The organism is Streptomyces palmae (assembly GCF_004684805.1).
GTDB lineage: Bacteria > Actinomycetota > Actinomycetes > Streptomycetales > Streptomycetaceae > Streptomyces > Streptomyces palmae.
The window spans coordinates 17,773-38,069 of sequence record NZ_SRID01000022.1 but is presented as its reverse complement, the minus strand read 5'-3'; the positions used below and the strand labels follow the sequence as shown (position 1 = coordinate 38,069).

Below are 20,297 nucleotides of genomic sequence, written 5' to 3'. Positions count from 1 at the left end.
CCGGAGTCCCCGGCCCGCACCGCGCTCCCGCCGTGACCCCGTCGCAGCGCACCCCGGGTGATGCGAAGCCCGCATCGCCCGCACCGTCTGCCCACGAGGCCTCGTCCACTCCGCAGATCCAGCTCATACCCGCGTCCGTCGAGGGCGCGCTGGACGCCGCGGACGAGACCGTCGACCTGCTGCTGGAATCCGGTCGCGCACCCGGCGAGATCCTGGTGCTGGCCACCGGCGAGCAGCACCCGTGGGCGGCACACGAGCTGTCCTTCGGGGAAGCGTCGTACTGGGCCCAGCAGGACGCGGGTGACGACGTCTTCTACGCCGCGGCGGATTCCGACCGGTTGGCCGGCCGCCCGGTCGTGGTCGTGGCCGTCAACGGCGGCGCGGACGACGCGATCGCCCGTATGCTGCCGCAGGCCATGGCCCGTGCCGGTGCGCTGCTGGTCGTCTGCGGCGACCCGCAGCGGATCAACACGCTGATCGCCGCCGGCGTCTGAGACCGGTACGACACGTCCGGCCCGTACGCCCGGTGCCCGGCGGCCCTGAGCAGGAGCCGCCTGTCACCGGGCGGCCGTGTGCCCCAGCGCCTTCGGCACGCCGCCACCGGCGCGCGGCACAGGGCCCGGGGCGCCCTGCTCCGGGATTCCGCCCGAAGCGGCCACGGCCCACCCCGGAGTCGACCCCGAGTGGGGCTTGCGACCGCTGCGGCCCTCGCCCAGCACCTGCCAGCCGCCGCGGGTCAGCGTGATGTACGCGCCGCAGCGCAGCCCGTGCAGCGTGCAGGCGTCCCGCAGCCCCCACATCCAGGCACCGTCCTCCTCGGTCCATCCGCTGCTCCCCTCGCGGCAGTGGAGCAGCACCGCGGTACGCACCGGGGTGCGGCGGCGCAGATCGTGCGGGATCACCTGACGCAGCTGGCCCAGTAGCGCGTTGCGCGTGTCCCAGCCGTCCACCGCGATGCCCTCTCGGGCGAAGGAGGCGCTGGCGACCAGCCGTTCGTCCGGACCGAACACCGCGACCACCGCGGTCCAGGGACTCGGCAGATGGCGTGCGTGCAGCCCGATGACGACCTCACGCGGGTTGCGCAGCAGTGGTATGCCCGCATCGGCCCACTCGGTGGGCACGAGCACCCGGCCGAGGTGGGAATCGGGCTCGGCGGACGGCGGCGGAGCGAAGTCGAAGGTCATGACTCTCCCTTCGTCTGCGCGCCCACGGATGGTCCGGCCTGAGGAGGCGGGCACGCCGTGGCACGGTCCCGGCAGACCGTGGGCGGAGCATGAGCTGCGTCAATTCTCCCGGTCGCACAGGTATGCGGCAACGAGCAATCAGGCACGGCCGACCGGGAACGCGAAGGTGCGCGACCGTGTCCCCCGGCCGGTCGCGCACCGCCGACGCGACCCCTACCCCTGCACCGCCAGGACCAGCGGATAGACGCCCCGCGCACCGGCCTTGCGAAGCAACCGGGCGGCCACTGCCAGGGTCCAGCCGGAGTCCGTCAGATCGTCGATCAGCAGCACCGGCCCGGCCGCCTCGGCGAGCGCGGCGGACAGCGACTCGGAAATGGTGAGAGCCCCGTGCAGCGCCCGGAGCCGCTGGGCGCTGTTGGAGCGCGGCAAGCGGATGTCCTGGGCCTCGGCGGTGTACGCCACCGCGCCGAGCAGCGGCATCCGCCCGATCGCCGCTATCCGCTCGCCCAGGGACTGGATCAGCCGCGGCCGGGTGAGAGAGGGAAGCGTGACCACCCCGACCGGCCGCGCCGGGGCGTCCGCGGCGCCGGAGGCCCAACCACCAGGCCCCTTGGCCCAGTCGGCCAGCACGGTCACCACGGCGTCCGCGACATCGTCGGGCACCGGACCGTCCGGAGCCTGCGCGGACAGCAGCGGGCGCAGCCGGTTGCCCCAGCCGATGTCCGACAGCCTCCCCAGCGCCCGCCCCGGCGCCGCCTGTTCGCCTGCCGGGATGCGGCCCCGGAGATCGATTCCCACGGCGGGCAGCCCGGTGGGCCACATCCGGCGCGGTTCCACCTCGACCCCGGGCCTCCCCAGCTCACCGCGCGCCGCGGCCAGCGAGGCGTCGGAGACCTCGGCGGTGAAACGGGGGCCCGCGCAGTTGTCGCAGCGCCCGCACGGGGCCGCCGCCTCGTCGTCCAACTGCCGCCGCAGGAACTCCATCCGGCACCCCGTCGAGGTGGCGTAGTCCCGCATGGCCTGCTGCTCCGCCGCCCGCTGCTGCGCCACCCGGGCATAGCGCTCTGCGTCGTAGCCCCAGGCCTGGCCGGTCGCGGCCCAGCCACCCCGCACCCGCCGCACCGCTCCGTCCACATCGAGCACCTTGAGCATGATCTCCAGGCGCGACCGGCGCAGATCGACCTGCGGTTCGATCGCCGGCAGCGACATCGGGCCGCCGGCCGCGGTCAGCACCTCCAGGGTGCGGCGCACCTGCTCCTCGGTGGGGAAGGCGAGCGAGGCGAAGTACTGCCAGATCGCCTCGTCCTCGCGACCGGGCAGCAGCAGCACCTCGGCGTGTTCCACACCTCGACCCGCGCGGCCGACCTGCTGGTAGTAGGCGATGGGGGAGGACGGCGAGCCGAGGTGCACCACGAAACCGAGGTCCGGCTTGTCGAAGCCCATACCCAGCGCGGAGGTCGCCACCAGCGCCTTGACGCGGTTGGCCAGCAGATCCTCCTCGGCCTGCTGCCGGTCGGCGTTCTCCGTCCGGCCGGTGTACGAGGCGACGGTGTGGCCGCACCGCCGCAGATACGCCGTGACCTCCTCCGCGGCGGCCACGGTGAGGGTGTAGATGATCCCGGAACCGGGCAGCGCGTCCAGCTGGTCGGCGAGCCAGCCCAGCCGGTGAGCGGCGTCGGGCAACCGGAGTACCGACAGACTCAGGCTCTCCCGGTCCAGCGGCCCGCGCAGCACGAGGGCCCGCGAGCCGTCGGTGGCACCGCCGGCCTCGCGGCCACCGGTGCCCAACTGCTCCGCGACGTCCGCGGTGACCCGTGCGTTCGCCGTGGCGGTGGTCGCCAGCACCGGCACACCGGGCGGCAGATCCGCGAGCATGGTGCGCAGCCTGCGGTAGTCGGGCCGGAAGTCGTGCCCCCAGTCCGAGATGCAGTGCGCCTCGTCCACCACCAGCAGGCCGGTCGAGGCGGCCAACTTGGGCAGCACCTGGTCCCGGAAGTCGGGGTTGTTCAGCCGCTCGGGGCTGACCAGGAGCACATCCACCTCTCCCGCGGCCACCTCGCCCTGGATGGTGTCCCACTCCTCGGTGTTGGCGGAGTTGATGGTGCGGGCGTGGATTCCGGCTCGCGCCGCCGCGTCCACCTGGTTCCGCATCAGCGCCAGCAGTGGAGAGACGATCACCGTGGGACCGGCGCCGCGCTCCCGGAGCAGCGCGGTGGCCACGAAGTAGACCGCGGACTTCCCCCACCCGGTGCGCTGCACCACCAGCGCCCGGCGGCGGTCGGCGACCAGCGCCTCCACGGCACGCCACTGGTCCTCGCGCAGCCGGGCGGTGCCGGTGGCGTCCCCCACCAGGCGGGCGAGGACACGGTCGGCCGAGACACGGAGATCGTCGTTGCTCATGCCTCCATGCAACCCGATACCACCGACATCGCGCGAACGAGCGGCGCAGCCTGTGGATAACGTTATCCACAGGGGTGGCGGGAATCACCGCGGCCGCGCGACTGTCGTGCCATGACTCGACACAACGCGGCAAGCAGCCCCTTCGACCAGCAGCAGGTCACGCTCAGCAGCCCCGCCGAGCTCGCCGACGCCCTCCCCTTCCTGCTGGGATTCCATCCCGACGACAGCGTGGTGCTGGTCGCCCTGCACGGTGCGCAGGGGCGGTTCGGCGGCCGGCTGCGGCTCGGCATCCCGGAGGCCCGCGAGGACTGGCCCGAGGTGAGCGCCGAGGTCGCCGAGTGCCTGATCACAGGCTCCGAACGGCGCGGCGCCCGGCCCGACGGCATCGTCCTCTTCCTGTGCCAGGACCCGTCGCCGGGCGAGTCCGGCCGGCAGGTGATGGAGCGGCTCCGCCCCCTGGCCCAGCAGTTGCGCGTGGCCTGCGGGAACCATGAGGTGCCGGTCCTGGAAGCGCTGTGCATCGCCGACCGGAGGTTCTGGTCCTACTGCTGCCCGGACCGGCGCTGCTGCCCGGAAGACGGCACTCCGCTGGGCATCCCCGGCACTTCGGTGATGGCCGCCGCGGCCACCTTCGCCGGCATCCGGGTGCGCGGCACCCTGCGCGAGATGGAAGCCCGGCTGGCGCCGCTCGACACCCCGCGGGCCGAGGGGCTGGAGACCGCGTTGGACGAGGCGGCGGCCGCCATGACGTTCAGGATCCTGGACGGCGACCGCGCGGCGGTCCGCCGGCAGACCCTCGACCTGCTCTCCGAACTGCTCGAACGCCTCCGGTCGGCCGGCCCGGTCACCGACCGGACGGCGGCCGATCTGCGCGACGACGCGCTGCTGGGCGCCGAAGAGGCCGCCGCGGCCATCATCGGGCTCCAGGACCACGAGACCCGGGACGAGGCGGCGGCCTGGATGGAGGGCCCGGACGCCGCACCGGCACTGCGGCTGTGGCGCGCCCTGGCCCGGCGCTGCGTGGGGGCCTACGCCTCGCACGCCAGCGCTCCGCTCACGCTGGCCGGCTGGGTGGCCCTGTCATCGGGCGACGAGCCGGCGGCACGGGTCGCGCTCGGCCGTGCCCTCAAGACGGATCCCGACTACCTCTTCGCCCAACTGCTCCACCACGCCTGCAACGAAGGGGTCGACCTCGAGCGCCTCCGCCGCCACCTGCGGCGGCGCCATGGCGACCAGACCCCGCGCACCACCGTCCACCCGGAGTCGGTCCGCGCCGCCTCCGGCGGTTCGGCAGGCCCCGACGGCGCATCGGGATCCCGTGCGAACGCCGCGTCGGGCTGCCACCCGGTCCTCGATCCGGGCGCCGGGCCTGAGCGGGGCGTCGGCACCGCGGATCCGGCCGCGGCGGCCGCACCCGCGGCGGACGACGACGGCGACCCGGGTGGGGCGGGTCCGACCGCGGCGGGGGACACGGCATCCGGTCGGGTGCTCGGGAGCCGTCCGCGCCGCGGGGGCGGCCGTGGCACGGCCGGTCCGGGCTCCCCGCGCGAGGGCCGTGACCGGCGCCGTCCGCAGGGGCGGCCGCGGTTGCCGCGCCAGCTGCGGCGGCGTCCGGGCGCCGACGAGTCCACCAGGTGATCGCGATGGCCCCCGCCCACCGCGGAGTGAGGCCCACGGCGCCTGGGAAGCGGGAGGGGCGGATGGTCCTGCGGGCGTGGGCGATGCTCCTGAAGCGCCTGATTATCGTCAGGAAGACGACTATGATCACGCTATGCCCTACGACCCGTCGGCTTTCCCGCACTTCGCCGTCACCGTCGACCTGGTGGTGCTCACCGTGCGGCGGCACGCACTGTGTGCGTTGGCCGTTCGCCGAGGCGAGCCACCCTATCCGGGGCGTTGGGCGCTGCCCGGTGGCTTCGTGCGGGCCGACGAGGATCTCGCCGCGGCCGCGGCCCGTGAGCTGGAGGAGGAGACCGGCCTGCGGGCCCACGCCCCTTCGCAGCCCGCACTCCCCAATGCCGCCCACCTCGAGCAGTTGGCGACCTACGGTGACCCTCAGCGCGACCCCCGGATGCGGGTGGTGAGCGTCGCGCACCTGGCACTCGCTCCGGACCTGCCCGCCCCGAGGGCCGGTGGGGACGCCCACAGCGTGCGCTGGGCACCCGTGGACGACCTCCTGGACCAGGACACGGCGTTCCGGCACGACGCGGAGGTCTCCGCACCACTGGCCTTCGACCACGCGCGGATCCTGGCGGACGGAGTGGAGCGCGCCAGGTCGAAGATCGAGTACTCCTCGCTGGCGACCGCGTTCTGCCCTCAGGAGTTCACCGTGGGTGAGCTGCGACGGGTCTACGAAGCGGTGTGGGGAGTGGCGTTGGATCCGCGCAACTTCCACCGCAAGGTCACCGGTACACCCGGCTTCCTGGTGCCCACCGGGGGGACCACCACCCGCCAGGGTGGCCGGCCGGCCCAGCTGTTCCGGGCGGGCGGCGCCACTGTGCTCAATCCGCCGATGTTGCGCCCCGAGGTGTGATCCGGCCGGTCCGGTACCCCGAGGTGTGATCCGGCCGGTCCGGCGCCCGCGCAAGGCGGCGCGGTCCGGAATGCTCATCGGGCAATAAGGGCATTTCGATTCAGTGGGTCCGGCGTCGAAGTGATCCGGGGTTCGGCCGCCGTTGCCTTGGAGTGTGTGATCCGATCCCGCTTGGGCAGGTGATCCGTGGACCAACGATCGGACACCGGTGCGGTGTTGGGGCGGGCGGGCGGCGTTTCCCGGCCGGTCGGGCGGGGCCGCCATGGGGGCGTGCGGGTGGCGTGGCGGTGCCGGAATTCCCGCCAGGGCGCCTCAGTGGCTCGCAACTCCCCGATGGCTGGCGATTCCTGTCCGATTAGGCGTCAATTGTGAGGTAATGGTCGATCACCCTTTCGTGTGCTTTTCACCAAAGACCCTAAGGGTCTCTGGGGCGTCGCCGACAAAGGATGCGTGAGTACCCTTGCGCACACCACGATGAATGCGGCTCGTCCTGCGGAATCCGGCCTCGCCGGTCCGGGCGAGCTGGACCGCTACCCCTACCCTGACGCCCCCGGCGCCGAGCGCGGTGGCGCCCCCGCCTGGGAGGGCGCCGACACCGAGATCGGCCGCGTGGGGCGGCGCGCGGCCGGCAACCGCGGGCGCGGACTGCACGGCCAACTCGTCCAGCAGCTGGGTCAGATGATCGTCTCCGGCGACCTGGGGGCCGATCGCCCGCTGGTTCCCGAGGAGATCGGCCAGCGCTTCGAGGTCTCCCGGACCGTCGTCCGCGAGTCACTCCGCGTCCTGGAGGCCAAGGGCCTGGTCAGCGCCCGGCCCAACGTCGGCACCCGAGTCCGTCCGGTCAGTGACTGGAATCTGCTCGACCCGGACATCATCGAGTGGCGGGCCTTCGGGCCGCAGCGCGACGACCAGCGCCGGGAGCTGTGCGAGCTGCGCTGGACGATCGAGCCGCTGGCGGCACGGCTGGCCGCCGGGCACGGCCGGGAGGAGGTGCAGCAGCGGCTCGGCGACATGGTGGAGATCATGGGACACGCCCTGGCGCAGAGCGACTCCCTCACCTACTCCCGCGCCGACGCCGAGTTCCACGCCCTGCTCCTCCAGGTCGGAGGCAACCGGATGCTGGAGCACCTGGCGGGCATCGTCGCCTCCGCCCTGCATGTCTCCGGCGGCCCGGCCATCAGCTGCGACCGCCCCAGTGAGGCCGGAGTCGGACACCACCGCCGGATCGTGGAGGCCGTCGGTGCCGGGGACGCCGGTGCGGCGGAGAGCGCCATGCGGCAGCTGCTCACCGTCCATCCCGAGGTCGAGCGCGTGGTGCCCGCACCGCGCGAGCACTGAGCGTCGTCCATGCGGAACGGGGGGCGCGCTCTGCGAGGTCGCTGGATCCCGGCCCCGGGTCCGGCCGGGCAGCCGGGATCGGCGACACAAGGTGTTCTGTTCGCTTCAGTGGGCATGTGTCCCGCTTCGTGGTGTGACTCGGGCCACGAAGATTGGGCGTAACGCTCCTCGAAGCAGTGCGATGACTAAAGAGGTGGTAGCCGCGGAGGGAATACAGAGGTCCTTGGGGACGCTGTAACCCCCTGCACTTCCGCCCGCGCCATCGGTTCATCCCTGCCGATGGTCGTCGGCTCCGGTCCATCGCGGACGGGGCCGGAAGCCGTTTCCATCATTCCGAGAGGTTGTTCGTGTCGGCCAGCACATCCCGTACGCTCCCGCCGGAGATCGCCGAGTCCGAGTCTGTCATGGCGCTCATCGAGCGGGGAAAGGCTGATGGGCAGATTGCCGGCGATGACGTGCGTCGGGCCTTTGAGGCTGACCAGATTCCGCCAACCCAGTGGAAGAACGTTCTGCGCAGCCTCAACCAGATCCTCGACGAGGAGGGTGTGACGCTGATGGTCAGTGCCGCAGAGGCGCCCAAGCGCACCCGCAAGAGCGTCGCAGCGAAGAGTCCGGCAAAGCGCACCGCCACCAAGACCGTCACGGCCAGGACGGCCACCGTCAAGAAGACCGCCGCCGCGGCCGCCCCCGGCTCCGAGGGCGACACCGAGACCGACGGGATCGCCACCCCCGCGAAGAAGGCTGCCGCGAAGAAGACCGCGGCCAAGAAGGCGACGGCCAAGAAGACCGTCGCGAAGAAGACCACGGCCAAGAAGTCCGCCAAGAAGGACGCCGACGACCTCCTCGAGGGCGAGGAGCCGCTGGAGGAGACCGGTCCCGGCAAGCCCGGCGCCGAGGGTGAGGGCGAAGGCGAGAGCCAGGGCTTCGTGCTCTCCGACGAGGACGAGGACGACGCCCCGGCCCAGCAGGTCGCCGCGGCCGGCGCCACGGCGGACCCGGTCAAGGACTACCTCAAGCAGATCGGAAAGGTCCCGCTGCTCAACGCCGAGCAGGAGGTGGAGCTCGCCAAGCGTATCGAGGCCGGTCTGTTCGCCGAGGACAAGCTGGCCAACGCGGACAAGCTCGCCCCCAAGCTCAAGCGCGAGCTGGAGATCATCGCCGAGGACGGCCGCCGCGCCAAGAACCACCTGCTGGAGGCCAACCTCCGCCTGGTGGTCTCGCTGGCCAAGCGGTACACCGGCCGCGGCATGCTCTTCCTGGACCTCATCCAGGAGGGCAACCTGGGTCTGATCCGCGCGGTCGAGAAGTTCGACTACACCAAGGGCTACAAGTTCTCCACGTACGCCACCTGGTGGATCCGGCAGGCGATCACCCGAGCCATGGCCGACCAGGCCCGCACCATCCGTATCCCGGTGCACATGGTCGAGGTCATCAACAAGCTGGCCCGCGTCCAGCGCCAGATGCTCCAGGACCTGGGCCGCGAGCCCACCCCGGAGGAGCTGGCCAAGGAGCTCGACATGACCCCGGAGAAGGTCATCGAGGTCCAGAAGTACGGCCGCGAGCCCATCTCGCTGCACACCCCGCTCGGTGAGGACGGCGACAGCGAGTTCGGTGACCTCATCGAGGACTCCGAGGCCGTGGTCCCGGCCGACGCCGTCAGCTTCACGCTGCTCCAGGAGCAGCTGCACTCGGTGCTCGACACGCTCAGCGAGCGCGAGGCCGGTGTGGTCTCCATGCGCTTCGGACTCACCGATGGCCAGCCCAAGACGCTGGACGAGATCGGCAAGGTCTACGGCGTGACGCGTGAGCGGATCCGTCAGATCGAGTCGAAGACGATGTCGAAGCTGCGGCACCCGTCCCGCTCCCAGGTGCTGCGCGACTACCTGGACTGAGCATCCTTCGGCACGGCGCCCCCGCCCGCGTATACCGCGGGCGGGGGCGCCGTCGTCGTTGCCGGTGTCGATCACTACAGTCGCGGCATGGGCGTACCGGACGAGCTCCTCATCGACTTGATCAACCGCACCGAGATGGAGGGCGGCGGTCCCCGGATCACGGTCGTGGTGCAGGGTGCGGTGATCGCGGGGCGGATCGCCTCGCACCGCCACTGGGCCGCGCAGATCGCCGCGCGACTCGGTGACGCGGGGCTGCCCGAGGAGGGCTTCGCGGAGGACTTCGCGCGCGAGGCCGCGGAGCCCTTGGCGTACCCGCCGGCCTTTCTGCACCTCCAGGGCTGCCACCTGATCGCAGGCGCCGGCAGTCTGCCCGCCGCGTTGGGGGAGTACTTCCGGGTGCCGCTGTCCGCGGTGAGCGCCTGGAGCCTGCGGTGAGCCGGTGACGGCGGTGAGGGCGGGGACGCCGGTGAGCCCGTGACGCCCGTGTCGCCGGGGACGCCGGTGAGCTGTTGAGCCCGTGACGCCCGCGACGCCAGGGGCTGCCGGGCGACCGGCGGCGGGCGCGGGGGGACGGCGTTCGGGGGTGCCCGCGTCACCGCTTCGGGATGCGGAAGTGCTGCGGGTGGGTGACGCTGGGTGGGCACGTCACTCCGCGAGGTGAGGAGACCGTATGCGCTTCCGTCCTCTCTCTACCACGGCCTGTGTGGCGGCGCTGGCCGGCGCCACGGCCCTGCTCGGCACCGCGATCGGGCCGGCGTCCGCCGACCGGGCGATCGTCGGGGGCCGCTCGGTACGCATCGCGGACGCCCCCTGGATGGTGGCGGTGGCGAGCCGGGACCGTTTCGGTGACACCCGTTCCGGGCAGTTCTGCGGCGGTGTCGCGATCAACAGGACCACCGTGGTGACGGCCGCCCACTGCATGCGGCCCGAGGTGCTGGGGGTGGACTGGCGCACCGTGCCGGATCTGCGGGTGCTGGTGGGCCGGAACGATCTGGGCAGGCCTGGCGGCGGGGAGCTGCCGGTCCGGCGGGTGTGGGTCAATCCGGACTACGACCGGGTCAGCCACTCGGGCGACATCGCGGTGCTGAAGGTGGGCGGCCCGCTGGTCCCGCTGCCCGCCGCGAAGGAGGGCGACCGCGCCTATCAGCCGGGCACGACGGCGGAGGTCTACGGCTGGGGCGACACCCGGGGGGACGGCAGCTACGCGCGCACCCTGCACGCGGCGGAGGTCCGCGTACTCAGTGACAAGGAGTGCGCGGAGGCCTACCCGGAGGTCAGGGGCGGCACCTATCGCGCCAAGGTGATGCTGTGCGCGGGGGCGCCGGAGGGCGGCCGGGACGCCTGCCAGGGGGACAGCGGAGGGCCGCTGGTCGCCCGGGGCCGGCTGATCGGCCTGGTCTCCTGGGGAACCGGCTGCGGTGAGGCGGGCAGCCCGGGGGTCTACACCCGGATCTCCGCGGTGGAACCGCTGGTACGGGCGCACAGCTGAAGGCGCAGGGCCTGGCCTGAGCGCCCGCGGCGCGGTGAGCCTCCCGGTGCGCGGCTGGCGCGTGAGCCTCTCGGTGCGCGGCTCGGGGGCCGCGTCGGAGCCGGCCCGGTCTGTCCACGGCCGAGCCCAGGTACCGACGGGTGGCCGGTACCAGATGGCGGCCGCCTCCGATGCGGGGGCGACCGCCCGAGGTCCGGCCCGTGGCCGGTCGGCTCGTCGTGGGGTGCGAAGTGTCAGCGCTCCTCGGCGGAAGCGGACGCCGGGACGGTGGTGAGCCGCTCCGTCTCGTCCTGTATTTCCGCGGCGATCTTCTTGAGTTCCGGCTCGAACTTACGTCCGTGATGAGCGCAGAAGAGCAGCTCACCGCCGCTCATCAGGACGACGCGCAGGTACGCCTGGGCACCGCAGCGGTCGCAGCGGTCGGCGGCCGTCAGCGGGCTCGCGGGGGTCAGAACAGTAGTCACGTCGCCTCTTCTCTAGCTCGACGAGCTGTCGTACCAGGGTCAACATCCAACCAGGCGGAAAACGTTCCCGCTCGCGCCTTTTTCTTGAAAATTCCTTCCGAGTAGCTGGATGGTGACGTTTGGCGGCGAATGAGCCGTATTGCCTTGATCTACGGTTTCGCGTCGCTTGTCGGTCTTCGTCCTCCCGGCCGGGTTGCCGGTTGTGCATGAGGACGTGCCCGGAGCCTAAATGGTTCATGCCTGAAAAGGAACGTGATGTTTGCGGCAGCCCCATGAGGGATCGAACACGCGAGCGAAGTCGGATGCCTCTCGACTAGCATGGTCCTTCTCACGGGTGGCGGCACAACGGCTCTATCAGGCCTCGGTACGCTCTCACCGGCGATCCTGCCACCCACCGTGCCCGGAGTAGGGGCATCCAGAAATTCAGCGAGGAGCGAACCGCGTGACCGCCGATACGTCCGTGCCGTCCACTGCGCTGCTGACCGGAGCAGACCGGGGCGGCTCCAACTACACCGCGCGGCACCTGCTCGTCCTCGAAGGGCTCGAGGCGGTACGCAAGCGCCCCGGTATGTACATCGGTTCGACCGACAGCCGCGGTCTGATGCACTGCCTCTGGGAAATCATCGACAACTCCGTCGACGAGGCCCTCGGCGGCTACTGCGACCACATCGAGGTCATCCTCCACGAGGACGGCTCCGTCGAGGTGCGGGACAACGGCCGCGGCATCCCGGTGGACGTCGAGCCGAAGACCGGCCTGTCCGGCGTCGAGGTCGTGATGACCAAGCTGCACGCCGGCGGCAAGTTCGGCGGCGGCTCCTACGCCGCCTCCGGCGGTCTGCACGGTGTCGGCGCCTCCGTGGTCAACGCGCTCTCCGCCCGCCTCGACGTCGAGGTGGACCGGGACGGCAAGACCCACACGATCAGCTTCCGCCGCGGCGTCCCCGGGATCTTCACCGAGTCCGGCCCGGACGCGCCCTTCGACCCGGCGAACGGGCTGCTCAAGGGCAAGCGGGTGCCCAAGACCCGCACCGGCACCCGGGTCCGCTACTGGGCGGACCGGCAGATCTTCCTCAAGGACGCCAAGCTCTCCCTGGAGACGCTGCACGCCCGCGCCCGCCAGACGGCCTTCCTGGTGCCCGGCCTCACCCTGGTGGTGCGGGACGAGCGCGGCCTTGGGGGTGCGGATGGTCAGGAGGGGCCGACCGAGGAGACCTTCCGGTTCGACGGCGGCATCAGCGAGTTCTGCGAGTACCTCGCCCAGGACAAGGCCGTCTGCGATGTGTTGCGGCTGACCGGGCAGGGCACCTTCAAGGAGACCGTGCCGGTCCTGGACGACCGCGGCCACATGACCCCCACCGAGGTCACCCGGGAGCTGGGCGTCGACATCGCACTGCGCTGGGGCACCGGCTACGACAGCACCCTCAGGTCCTTCGTCAACATCATCGCCACGCCCAAGGGCGGCACCCACGTCGCCGGCTTCGAGCGCGCCGTGGCCAAGACCGTCAACGAGGTGCTGCGCGCCACCAAACTGCTGCGCGTCGCCGAGGACGACGTGGTCAAGGACGACGCCATGGAGGGCCTGACCGCGGTGGTCACCGTGCGGTTGGCCGAGCCGCAGTTCGAGGGCCAGACCAAGGAGGTGCTGGGCACCTCGGCGGCCTCCCGGATCGTCGCCAACGTGGTCGCCAAGGAGCTGAAGGCCTTCCTCACCTCCACCAAGCGGGACGCCAAGCAGCAGGCCCGTGCCGTGCTGGAGAAGGTCGTGGCGGCGGCCCGGACCCGGATCGCGGCCCGCCAGCACAAGGAGGCGCAGCGCCGCAAGACCGCGCTGGAGTCCTCCTCGCTCCCCGCCAAGCTGGCCGACTGCCGCAGCGACGACGTGGAGCGCAGCGAGCTGTTCATCGTGGAGGGCGACTCCGCGCTGGGCACCGCCAAGCTCGCGCGGAACTCCGAGTTCCAGGCGCTGCTGCCGATCCGCGGCAAGATCCTCAACGTTCAGAAGTCCTCGGTCTCCGACATGCTGAAGAACGCCGAGTGCGGAGCGATCATCCAGGTCATAGGAGCCGGCTCGGGCCGGACCTTCGACATCGACCAGGCCCGCTACGGCAAGGTGATCTTCCTGGCCGACGCCGATGTCGACGGCGCCCACATCCGCTGCCTGCTGCTCACCCTCTTCCAGCGCTACATGCGCCCGATGGTCGAGCAGGGGCGGGTCTTCTCGGCCGTGCCGCCGCTGCACCGGATCGAGCTGACCCACCCCAAGAAGGGGCAGGACAAGTACATCTACACCTACTCCGACGGCGAACTCCAGGAGACCCTGCGGGCGCTGGACCGCAAGAACGTCCGCTACAAGGACGGGATCCAGCGCTACAAGGGCCTCGGCGAGATGGACGCCGACCAGCTGGCCGAGACCACCATGGACCCGCGCCACCGCACGCTGCGCCGGATCAACATCGGCGACCTGGAGGCCGCGGAGCGGGCGTTCGACCTGCTGATGGGCAACGAGGTCGCGCCGCGCAAGGAGTTCATCACCAACTCGGCGGCCACCTTGGACCGCTCGCGGATCGACGCCTGATCCACCAAGGGTGCCGCCGCGTCGGCGGAACGCTCCGAGCACGCGCCCGTCCCCTTCCGGTGGACGGGCGCGTTGCCGGCTCCGGGACAGCTGTCACCTGATGGTGTGAATGTGCAGAGGGCGGCATCCACAAGCCCTTCCGGCTGACCATTCTTGGGCACGCGGCCGACCGGCCGCGGAGCCAAGGAGACCTCGGTGCACAAGCAGGACGGGCAGAACGGGCGGTACAGACTGGACGGACCAGGCGGGCGCGGCGCCGGCCCGGTCCGGCTGGACGATCCCTGGGACGAGGCACCGGCCGCGGAGTGGGACGATCCCCACGCCCCGGCCCTGCCACCGCCCACCGCACCGGTCTCCGCACCACCCCGTGCCGCCGCTCCCGCCGCCCCACCGTCCGCACCGGCCCCGGCCGCTCCCGCTCCCGTACCGGCCCAGGCAAGGGCGGCCTCCGCCCGCAACGCGCCGCCTTCCGCCCCTCCGGACCCCGTCCCGACCGCGCAGACCCCCGCCTCCGTGCCGTCGTCGGCCGTCTACCTCCGGGTGCACGCGGGCGCCGAGTTCCAGGAGGTGCGCCGCCGCTACCGCCGGTTCGCCTTTCCGGCGACCGCCGCCTTCCTGCTGTGGTACCTGGGCTATGTGGTGCTGGCGACCAGCGCGCCCGGGCTGATGGGGCGCCCGGTCGCCGGGGCGCTGAACGTGGCGATGCTGGCCGGGCTGGCGCAGTTCCTCACCACCTTCCTGCTGACCTGGGCCTACGCCCGGCACGCCCGGCTGCGGCGGGACCGATCGGCCCTGGAACTGCGCTGGGTGACCCAGGAGATGACCCGGGAGCGTGTCCGATGACCGGCGATCACCAGAGTCTGGCGCTGCTGCTCTTCCTGGCCTTCGTCGCCCTCACCCTGGCGATCACCACCTGGGCCGGCCGCGACCGGCATGGTTCGCCGGAGGAGTTCTACGCCGGCGGGCGGCTGTTCTCCCCGCTGGAGAACGGATTCGCCATCGCCGGCGACTACATGTCCGCCGCCTCCTTCCTCGGCATCTCCGGGCTGATCGCGCTCTTCGGCTACGACGGGGTGCTCTACTCGGTGGGCTTCCTGGTCGCCTGGCTGCTGGTGCTCTTCCTCGTCGCCGAACTGGTCCGCAACTGCGGCCGCTTCACCCTGGCCGACGTGCTCGCCGCCCGGCTGCGGGAGCGCCCGATGCGGATCGCCGCGGGCACCTCCGCGGTGACCGTCTCGGTCCTCTACCTGGTGGCGCAGATGGTGGGCGCGGGCAGCCTGATCGAGCTGCTGCTGGGCAGCACCGGGGGAGCGGCCAGGGCCTGGACGGTGGTGGGCGTGGGCGCCCTGATGGTGGTCTACGTGGCCTGGGGCGGGATGCGCGCCACCACCTGGATCCAGATCGTGAAGGCCGTTCTGCTGATGGGCGGCGCGATCGCGCTGACCGTGCTGGTGCTGGTGCGCTTCCACGGTGACCTGGGCGGTCTGCTGGGGACCGCCGCCGACCGCAGCGGGCACGGCCGGGACTTCCTCGCCCCGGGGCTCAAGTACGGCGGCGGGTGGACCGCCCGGCTGGACTTCATCAGCCTCGGGCTGGCCCTGGTGCTCGGTACGGCCGGGCTGCCGCACATCCTCTCGCGCTTCTACACGGTGCCCACCGCACGAGCCGCCCGCCGCTCGGTGGTCTGGTCGATCGGGCTGATCGGCGCGTTCTACCTGATGACCATCGTGCTGGGCTTCGGCGCCGCGGCGGTGCTGGGGTCCGACGAGGTGCGGCAGTCCAATCCGTCGGGGAACACCGCGGTACCGCTGCTCGCCCTGGACCTGGGCGGCGGGCAGGGCTCCACCGGTGGCACGGTGCTGTTCGCGGTGGTCGCGGCGGTGGCCTTCGCCACCATCCTCGCGGTCGTCGCCGGCATCACGCTCTCCTCCTCCGCCTCGGTCGCCCACGACCTGTACGCGACGCTGAGCCGGCGCCCGGAGCGTACGCCGCGCAGCGAGGTCCGGGTGGCCCGGCTGGCCGCGGTCGGGGTGGGCGCGGTGGCCATCGGGTTGGGGCTGCTCGCCCAGGACCTGAACGTCGCGTTCCTGGTGGGGCTGGCCTTCGCGGTGGCCGCCTCGGCCAATCTGCCGGTGCTGCTGTACACGCTGTTCTGGCGGCGGTTCACCACCCGCGGCGCGGTCTGGTCGGTGTACGGCGGGCTGGTGCCCGCGGTGCTGCTGGTGATCTTCTCGCCGGTGGTCTCGGGCGCCCCCGACGCGATCTTCCCGGGCGTGGACTTCCAGTTGTTCCCGTTGAGCAATCCCGGGATGGTCTCCATCCCGCTGGGCTTCCTCGCGGGCTGGCTGGGCACGGTGACCTCACGGGAGCCGGCCGACGCCGCCCGGTACGCGGAGACCGAGGTGCGCGCGCTGACCGGCGCCGGGGCGGCGTAGCGCGTGGGGCCCGGGCCAGGAAGCGGTGGGAGCCGGTCAGACCGCGCTGCCCACCACTTCGCGGATGCCGATGATCTCCATCCGGGCCGGGGTGCCCAGCGCCGCCCCGCAGCTCTCCGGGCGCGGGGGCGCGGTCCGCACCTCGGCGACGGAGACCTGCCACTGCCGGCCGTCGGTGTGCGCCAGGGCGATCGTCCAGGCGGGGGACGCGCCCTCGGTGCGCAGCAGGGTCAGCGCGTCGGCGTCCTGCTCGCCGATCAGCTCGCGGACGGCCAGGTCCGCGGCCTGGCCGGGGCGTTCCCAGGCGGACCGGCCGCGGCAGCCGCGGGTGACGATCCGCCCGGCGCGTACCGCCTCCAGTGCCTCCCGTACCGAGTCCGCGGTGGCCCGGCCGTAGGCGTAGCCGTAGGGCAGCACCAGCAGGGTGGGGGAGAAGCGGTGGCCGCCGATGTGGGTGATCTCCCAGACGGCCTCGCCACCGGTGGCCGCGAGTTCGGCGGCGAGGGGCCGGCCGAGCAGCGCGCAGCAGCGGTCCCGCTTGCCGTTGGTGCACACCAGCGCCAGGGGGTCGCCGGTGTACGGGGCCCACTCGGCGGGCAGCCCGCCGAGGTCGCCGGCGCCGAGCGCGGCCAGGTCGAGGTCGAGCAGGCGGGCCGGGTCGGTCAGGGTGGTGGTGCGGACCCAGGACCGGCCGGGCCGGGTGTGGGCGACGAAGATCCGGTGCCGGGCGGGCAGATGGCGGTCCGCGTGCCGGCCCGGGCGGCGGATCAGCGCGACCCGGACCCCGGTGCCCTTGGCGGCCTGCTCCAGGGCGCGGCCGACGGCGGGGTCGAGGTGGCTGCCGGTGACGGCGGCTCGGCCCCAGGGGCCGGGCTGCTCGATCAGCAGCCAGGTGGGGGCGGTCGCCGCCGTGCCGGCGAGCGGTTCGGACAGGTCCTGGGAGGCGGTGGCGCACATGCTCACGAAGGTAAGCCTAACTTGATGTTCGCTCGGGCCACCGTCAGCTGCCCGCCGGCCGCCGGCCCGCGCCCCACGTAGCCGCCCCGGCCGGGCGCCGTGCCTCCTCGCGGCCGCCGGCCGGCCTCCGTGTCAGGTGGGCTGCACCGGCACCGGGAGGGACTGCGGGGGCCGGGGGCCGCGGTACTGGCCGGTGGGGCGCATCCGCATGGGCTGCTCGCCGTACTCCTCCAGGGCGTGTGCGATCCAGCCCGCGGTCCGGGCCACCGCGAACACCGTCTCGCCCGCCTCCGACGGCATCCCGGCGGCGACCGAGAGCACCGCCAGCGCCAGGTCCACATTGGCGTGCAGCGGTACGTGCCGGGCCATGGTGGCGACCACCTCACGGGCCGCGTGCAGCGCCTCGGCCGCCTCCGGCACCTCCTCCAGCAGCCGGAACAGCATGCCGGCACGCGGGTCCTCGCCCGGGTAGATGACGTGGCCCAGGCCCGGTACCCGGCGTCCGGCGCGCAGGTGCCCGGCCACCACCGCGCCGCCGCCGCGCTCGACCGCGTCCAGCAGCATCCGGTGGGCGAAGCCGCTGGCGGCGCCGTGCAGCGGCCCGTCCAGTGCGCCGAGTCCGGCGGAGACCACGGCGTAGGGGTGGGCCTGCGCGGAGGCGGCGACCCTGGCGGCCACCGTGGAGACGGCCAGGTCGTGGTCGATCAGCAGCACCAGTGCGGCGTCCAGCACCCGAAGCCACTCCTCGCCGGGCGCCCGCGCGGTCAGCCGGGTCCACAGCCGCCGGGCGACGGGGGCGTCCTCGGGCTCGGGTTCCCCGAGGACGGGCAGTACGTCGGTGAGCGTGGCGATCAGGTCGCGTGCGGTGCCCACCACCGCCTCCTGGGCCAGGTCGAAGCGGAGCGGGTCGGCCGCGGCCGCCGCGATCGCCGCCACCCGCAGCCGGTCGAGCATGGCGCTCGGCGCGGGCAGCGCCCGCACCGCCCGGCCCGCCGCCGTCAGCGTCTCCGGGTGCGCGGTGAAGCGGGTGCCGGGCCGCATCTCGCCCGTCCACAGCCATTGGGCGACCTCCTCGTAGCCGTGGTGTGCGGCAAGGGCGGTCGAGTCCACTCCGCGGTAGTAGTGGCGGTCCTCCTCGATGAGGGTGATGCTGGTGCCGATCGGGCTGTTCCCCGATGCCGTCCGCGTCTCGCGCCGGCCCCGCCGGGCGAGCGCCTCCACCTCCGCCGCGTCGAAGGTGCTGCCCCGTCCGCCGGGGCTCCGCCGGCTGCTGAGCTGGCCCCGACTCACATACGCGTACACCGTCTCCGGCTTCACCCCGAGTCGCCGTGCCGCTTCCCGGGTGGTCAGCCGCCGCTCTTCCGATTCTTGATCACCCATGCGCACACCGTACCCCGTTCGCTCCCTGTCAATATTGATTGATCAAGGGAAGAAATCAATATTGACAGTTAATGAGACAAGCATAGACAGTCGAGTCAATATTGAGGAGGAGAGATGACCATGGGCACCCAAACACCGGCCGACGTACCCCGAGGACTCGCCGGCGTGGTCGTCACCGAGACCGAACTCGGGGATGTCCGCGGCCGGGAGGGCTTTTACCACTACCGCCAGTACTCGGCTGTCGAACTGGCGCACAGTCGCACCTTCGAGGACGTCTGGCACCTGATGTTCTTCGGAGAGCTGCCGGATGCCGCGGGGCGCGCGGCCTTCCTCGCCGAGACGGCCGAGCTGCGCGGACTCCCGCCCGACGTGGCGGCCGTGCTCCCCGCGGTGGCCCGCTCCAGCGCGCTCTCCGGGCCGCTCGCCGGGCTGCGCACCGCCCTGTCGCTGCTGGGCGCCTCGGCCGGCCTGCGGCCCTTGTACGACATCGCCCCCGACCGCCGCCGGGCCGAGGCGCTGGCCGCCTGCGCCGCCGTGCCCACCCTGCTGACCGCGCTGTACCGGCTGGGCACCGGGCAGGAGCCCATACCGCCCCGCGCCGACCTGCCGTATGCGGCCAATTACCTGTACATGCTCACCGGTACCGAGCCGGACCCGGTGCGCGCCCGGGCCGTCGAGCGCTATCTGATCTCCACCATCGACCACGGATTCAACGCCTCCACCTTCACCGCCCGGGTCATCGCCTCCACCGGCGCGGATCTGGCCGCCTGCCTGGTCGGTGCCGTCGGCGCGCTCTCCGGGCCGCTGCACGGCGGGGCGCCCAGCCGGGCCCTGGACACCCTGGACGCCATCGGCACACCGGAGAACATCGACCCCTGGGTGCGCGAGCGGGTGCTGGCCGGCGACCGGATCATGGGCTTCGGGCACGCGGTCTACCGCACCGAGGACCCCCGGTCGCGGATGCTGCGGGAGATCGCCCAGGACCTCGGCGGGTCCCGGGTGGCCTTCGCCGTGGAGGTGGAGCGGCAGGTGGAGGCGATACTCGCCGAGCTCAAACCGGGCCGCGAGCTGCACACCAACGTGGAGTTCTACGCGGGGGTGGTCATGGAGCTGTGCGGACTGCCGCGGGAGATGTTCACCCCGACCTTCTGCGCCGCGCGGGTCGTCGGCTGGAGCGCCAACATCCTGGAGCAGGCCCAGGAGTCCAAGATCATCCGCCCGGCCGCGCGCTATGTCGGCCCACCCCCGCCGCAGCCGGTCCCACCGGCCTGACCCCGCGCCGCGGCCGGTTCGTACGGTCTGGCCCCGAGCGGCACGCGGCCGTTCGTACGGTCTGGTCCCGAGCGGCACGCGGCCGGTTCGTACGGTCTGGCCCCGAGCGGCACTCGGTCCCGCCGGCCTGATCCCGCGCCGCGGCCGCCTCGTACGGACTGATCCCCCGCCGCGGCCGGTTCGTACGGCGTGACCCCGCGCCGCGGCCGGTTGGTGCGGCCCGGTCCCGCGCGGCAGTCGGTTCTCACCGGCCTGGTCCCCGACCGAGGCCCATCCGCCGGGCTGACCCCGCGCCGCGGTCGCCTCCTACGGCCGACCCCGAACCGCGGCGGTCCGGGCGCACCGATACGCCAAGGGCGCGGCACCGCGAGGTGCCGC

General features: G+C 72.7%; 16 protein-coding genes. 11 read left to right on the top strand and 5 right to left on the bottom strand.

All coding sequences use genetic code 11. The features are described 5' to 3' along the window. Window positions 1-494 (top strand): hypothetical protein (locus E4099_RS04500; protein ID WP_245244588.1); only part of this gene is annotated, 494 nt, incomplete at its 5' end. Window positions 495-557: 63 nt separating this feature from the next. Here the strand turns inward: E4099_RS04500 and E4099_RS04495 are convergent. Both E4099_RS04495 and E4099_RS04490 read right to left on the bottom strand, forming a co-directional pair. Continuing rightward, entirely contained in the window at window positions 558-1,184 is a 627-nt protein-coding gene (locus tag E4099_RS04495) for a hypothetical protein (RefSeq protein WP_135337610.1), read from the bottom strand. Window positions 1,185-1,397: 213 nt separating this feature from the next. Then, window positions 1,398-3,584 carry a RecQ family ATP-dependent DNA helicase gene (locus E4099_RS04490; protein WP_135337609.1) on the bottom strand — a complete coding sequence of 729 codons (2,187 nt, stop codon included), beginning with the start codon at window positions 3,582-3,584 and terminating at the stop codon, window positions 1,398-1,400. A 111-nt stretch (window positions 3,585-3,695) separates the two neighbouring features. Between E4099_RS04490 and E4099_RS04485 the strand changes: the two genes are divergently transcribed. The 6 genes from E4099_RS04485 (at window position 3,696) to E4099_RS04460 (ending at window position 10,836) form a co-directional block, all read left to right on the top strand. Next, window positions 3,696-5,222 (top strand): DUF4192 domain-containing protein, encoded by a 1,527-nt coding sequence (locus tag E4099_RS04485; protein WP_135337608.1) that lies wholly within the window; start codon window positions 3,696-3,698, stop codon window positions 5,220-5,222. A gap of 133 nt (window positions 5,223-5,355) precedes the next feature. Continuing rightward, a complete protein-coding gene (locus E4099_RS04480) occupies window positions 5,356-6,117 on the top strand; it encodes an NUDIX hydrolase (protein WP_135337607.1) in 762 nt (253 codons plus the stop codon). 396 nt (window positions 6,118-6,513) lie between these two features. Then, window positions 6,514-7,455, top strand: a complete 942-nt coding sequence (locus tag E4099_RS04475; RefSeq protein WP_280923477.1) for a FadR/GntR family transcriptional regulator — start codon at window positions 6,514-6,516, stop codon at window positions 7,453-7,455. Between the two features lie 347 nt (window positions 7,456-7,802). Beyond that, the gene (locus E4099_RS04470; RefSeq protein WP_135337605.1) at window positions 7,803-9,347 is read left to right on the top strand and encodes an RNA polymerase sigma factor; all 1,545 of its coding nucleotides are present in this window, start codon (window positions 7,803-7,805) and stop codon (window positions 9,345-9,347) included. A gap of 87 nt (window positions 9,348-9,434) precedes the next feature. Next, window positions 9,435-9,782 (top strand): hypothetical protein, encoded by a 348-nt coding sequence (locus E4099_RS04465; RefSeq protein ID WP_135337604.1) that lies wholly within the window; start codon window positions 9,435-9,437, stop codon window positions 9,780-9,782. Between the two features lie 235 nt (window positions 9,783-10,017). Next, window positions 10,018-10,836: a serine protease gene (locus E4099_RS04460; protein ID WP_135337603.1), complete on the top strand. Its 819-nt coding sequence runs from the start codon at window positions 10,018-10,020 to the stop codon at window positions 10,834-10,836. A 233-nt stretch (window positions 10,837-11,069) separates the two neighbouring features. Here the strand turns inward: E4099_RS04460 and E4099_RS04455 are convergent, their stop codons facing one another. After that, a complete protein-coding gene (locus E4099_RS04455; protein WP_135337602.1) occupies window positions 11,070-11,300 on the bottom strand; it encodes a DUF7455 domain-containing protein in 231 nt (76 codons plus the stop codon). A 442-nt stretch (window positions 11,301-11,742) separates the two neighbouring features. On the opposite strand from E4099_RS04455, the gene E4099_RS04450 reads away from it, so the two are divergent. The 3 genes from E4099_RS04450 to E4099_RS04440 all read left to right on the top strand — a co-directional run bounded on the left by E4099_RS04450 (window position 11,743) and on the right by E4099_RS04440 (window position 16,310). Continuing rightward, the gene (locus E4099_RS04450; RefSeq protein ID WP_135337601.1) at window positions 11,743-13,875 is read left to right on the top strand and encodes a DNA gyrase/topoisomerase IV subunit B; all 2,133 of its coding nucleotides are present in this window, start codon (window positions 11,743-11,745) and stop codon (window positions 13,873-13,875) included. A 195-nt stretch (window positions 13,876-14,070) separates the two neighbouring features. Continuing rightward, window positions 14,071-14,718 (top strand): DUF485 domain-containing protein, encoded by a 648-nt coding sequence (locus E4099_RS04445; protein WP_245244586.1) that lies wholly within the window; start codon window positions 14,071-14,073, stop codon window positions 14,716-14,718. Further along, a complete protein-coding gene (locus E4099_RS04440; RefSeq protein ID WP_135337600.1) occupies window positions 14,715-16,310 on the top strand; it encodes a solute symporter family protein in 1,596 nt (531 codons plus the stop codon). Before E4099_RS04445 ends, E4099_RS04440 begins: the two co-directional genes overlap by 4 nt. A 36-nt stretch (window positions 16,311-16,346) precedes the next feature. Here E4099_RS04440 and E4099_RS04435 read toward each other — a convergent pair whose 3' ends face one another. Together E4099_RS04435 and E4099_RS04430 are read right to left on the bottom strand one after the other, a co-directional pair. Then, window positions 16,347-17,273, bottom strand: coding sequence for a ferredoxin family protein (locus tag E4099_RS04435; protein ID WP_135337599.1), 927 nt, complete (start codon window positions 17,271-17,273; stop codon window positions 16,347-16,349). Window positions 17,274-17,399: 126 nt separating this feature from the next. Next, window positions 17,400-18,647 (bottom strand): citrate synthase, encoded by a 1,248-nt coding sequence (locus tag E4099_RS04430; RefSeq protein WP_135337598.1) that lies wholly within the window; start codon window positions 18,645-18,647, stop codon window positions 17,400-17,402. Between the two features lie 114 nt (window positions 18,648-18,761). On the opposite strand from E4099_RS04430, the gene E4099_RS04425 reads away from it, so the two are divergent. Continuing rightward, on the top strand, window positions 18,762-19,919 hold the full coding sequence (locus tag E4099_RS04425) for a citrate synthase/methylcitrate synthase (RefSeq protein WP_135337597.1): 1,158 nt from the start codon (window positions 18,762-18,764) through the stop codon (window positions 19,917-19,919). Window positions 19,920-20,297: the final 378 nt, after the last annotated feature.

What these genes read in the sequence shown, in the direction of transcription:
- E4099_RS04485 (WP_135337608.1), top strand. Translation starts at nt 3,696, where the DNA reads ATGACTCGACACAACGCGGCAAGCAGCCCCTTCGACCAGCAGCAGGTC.
- E4099_RS04465 (WP_135337604.1), top strand. Translation starts at nt 9,435, where the DNA reads ATGGGCGTACCGGACGAGCTCCTCATCGACTTGATCAACCGCACCGAG.
- E4099_RS04495 (WP_135337610.1), bottom strand. Translation starts at nt 1,184, where the DNA reads ATGACCTTCGACTTCGCTCCGCCGCCGTCCGCCGAGCCCGATTCCCAC.
- E4099_RS04430 (WP_135337598.1), bottom strand. Translation starts at nt 18,647, where the DNA reads ATGGGTGATCAAGAATCGGAAGAGCGGCGGCTGACCACCCGGGAAGCG.
- E4099_RS04480 (WP_135337607.1), top strand. Translation starts at nt 5,356, where the DNA reads ATGCCCTACGACCCGTCGGCTTTCCCGCACTTCGCCGTCACCGTCGAC.
- E4099_RS04425 (WP_135337597.1), top strand. Translation starts at nt 18,762, where the DNA reads ATGACCATGGGCACCCAAACACCGGCCGACGTACCCCGAGGACTCGCC.
- E4099_RS04490 (WP_135337609.1), bottom strand. Translation starts at nt 3,584, where the DNA reads ATGAGCAACGACGATCTCCGTGTCTCGGCCGACCGTGTCCTCGCCCGC.
- E4099_RS04440 (WP_135337600.1), top strand. Translation starts at nt 14,715, where the DNA reads ATGACCGGCGATCACCAGAGTCTGGCGCTGCTGCTCTTCCTGGCCTTC.
- E4099_RS04460 (WP_135337603.1), top strand. Translation starts at nt 10,018, where the DNA reads ATGCGCTTCCGTCCTCTCTCTACCACGGCCTGTGTGGCGGCGCTGGCC.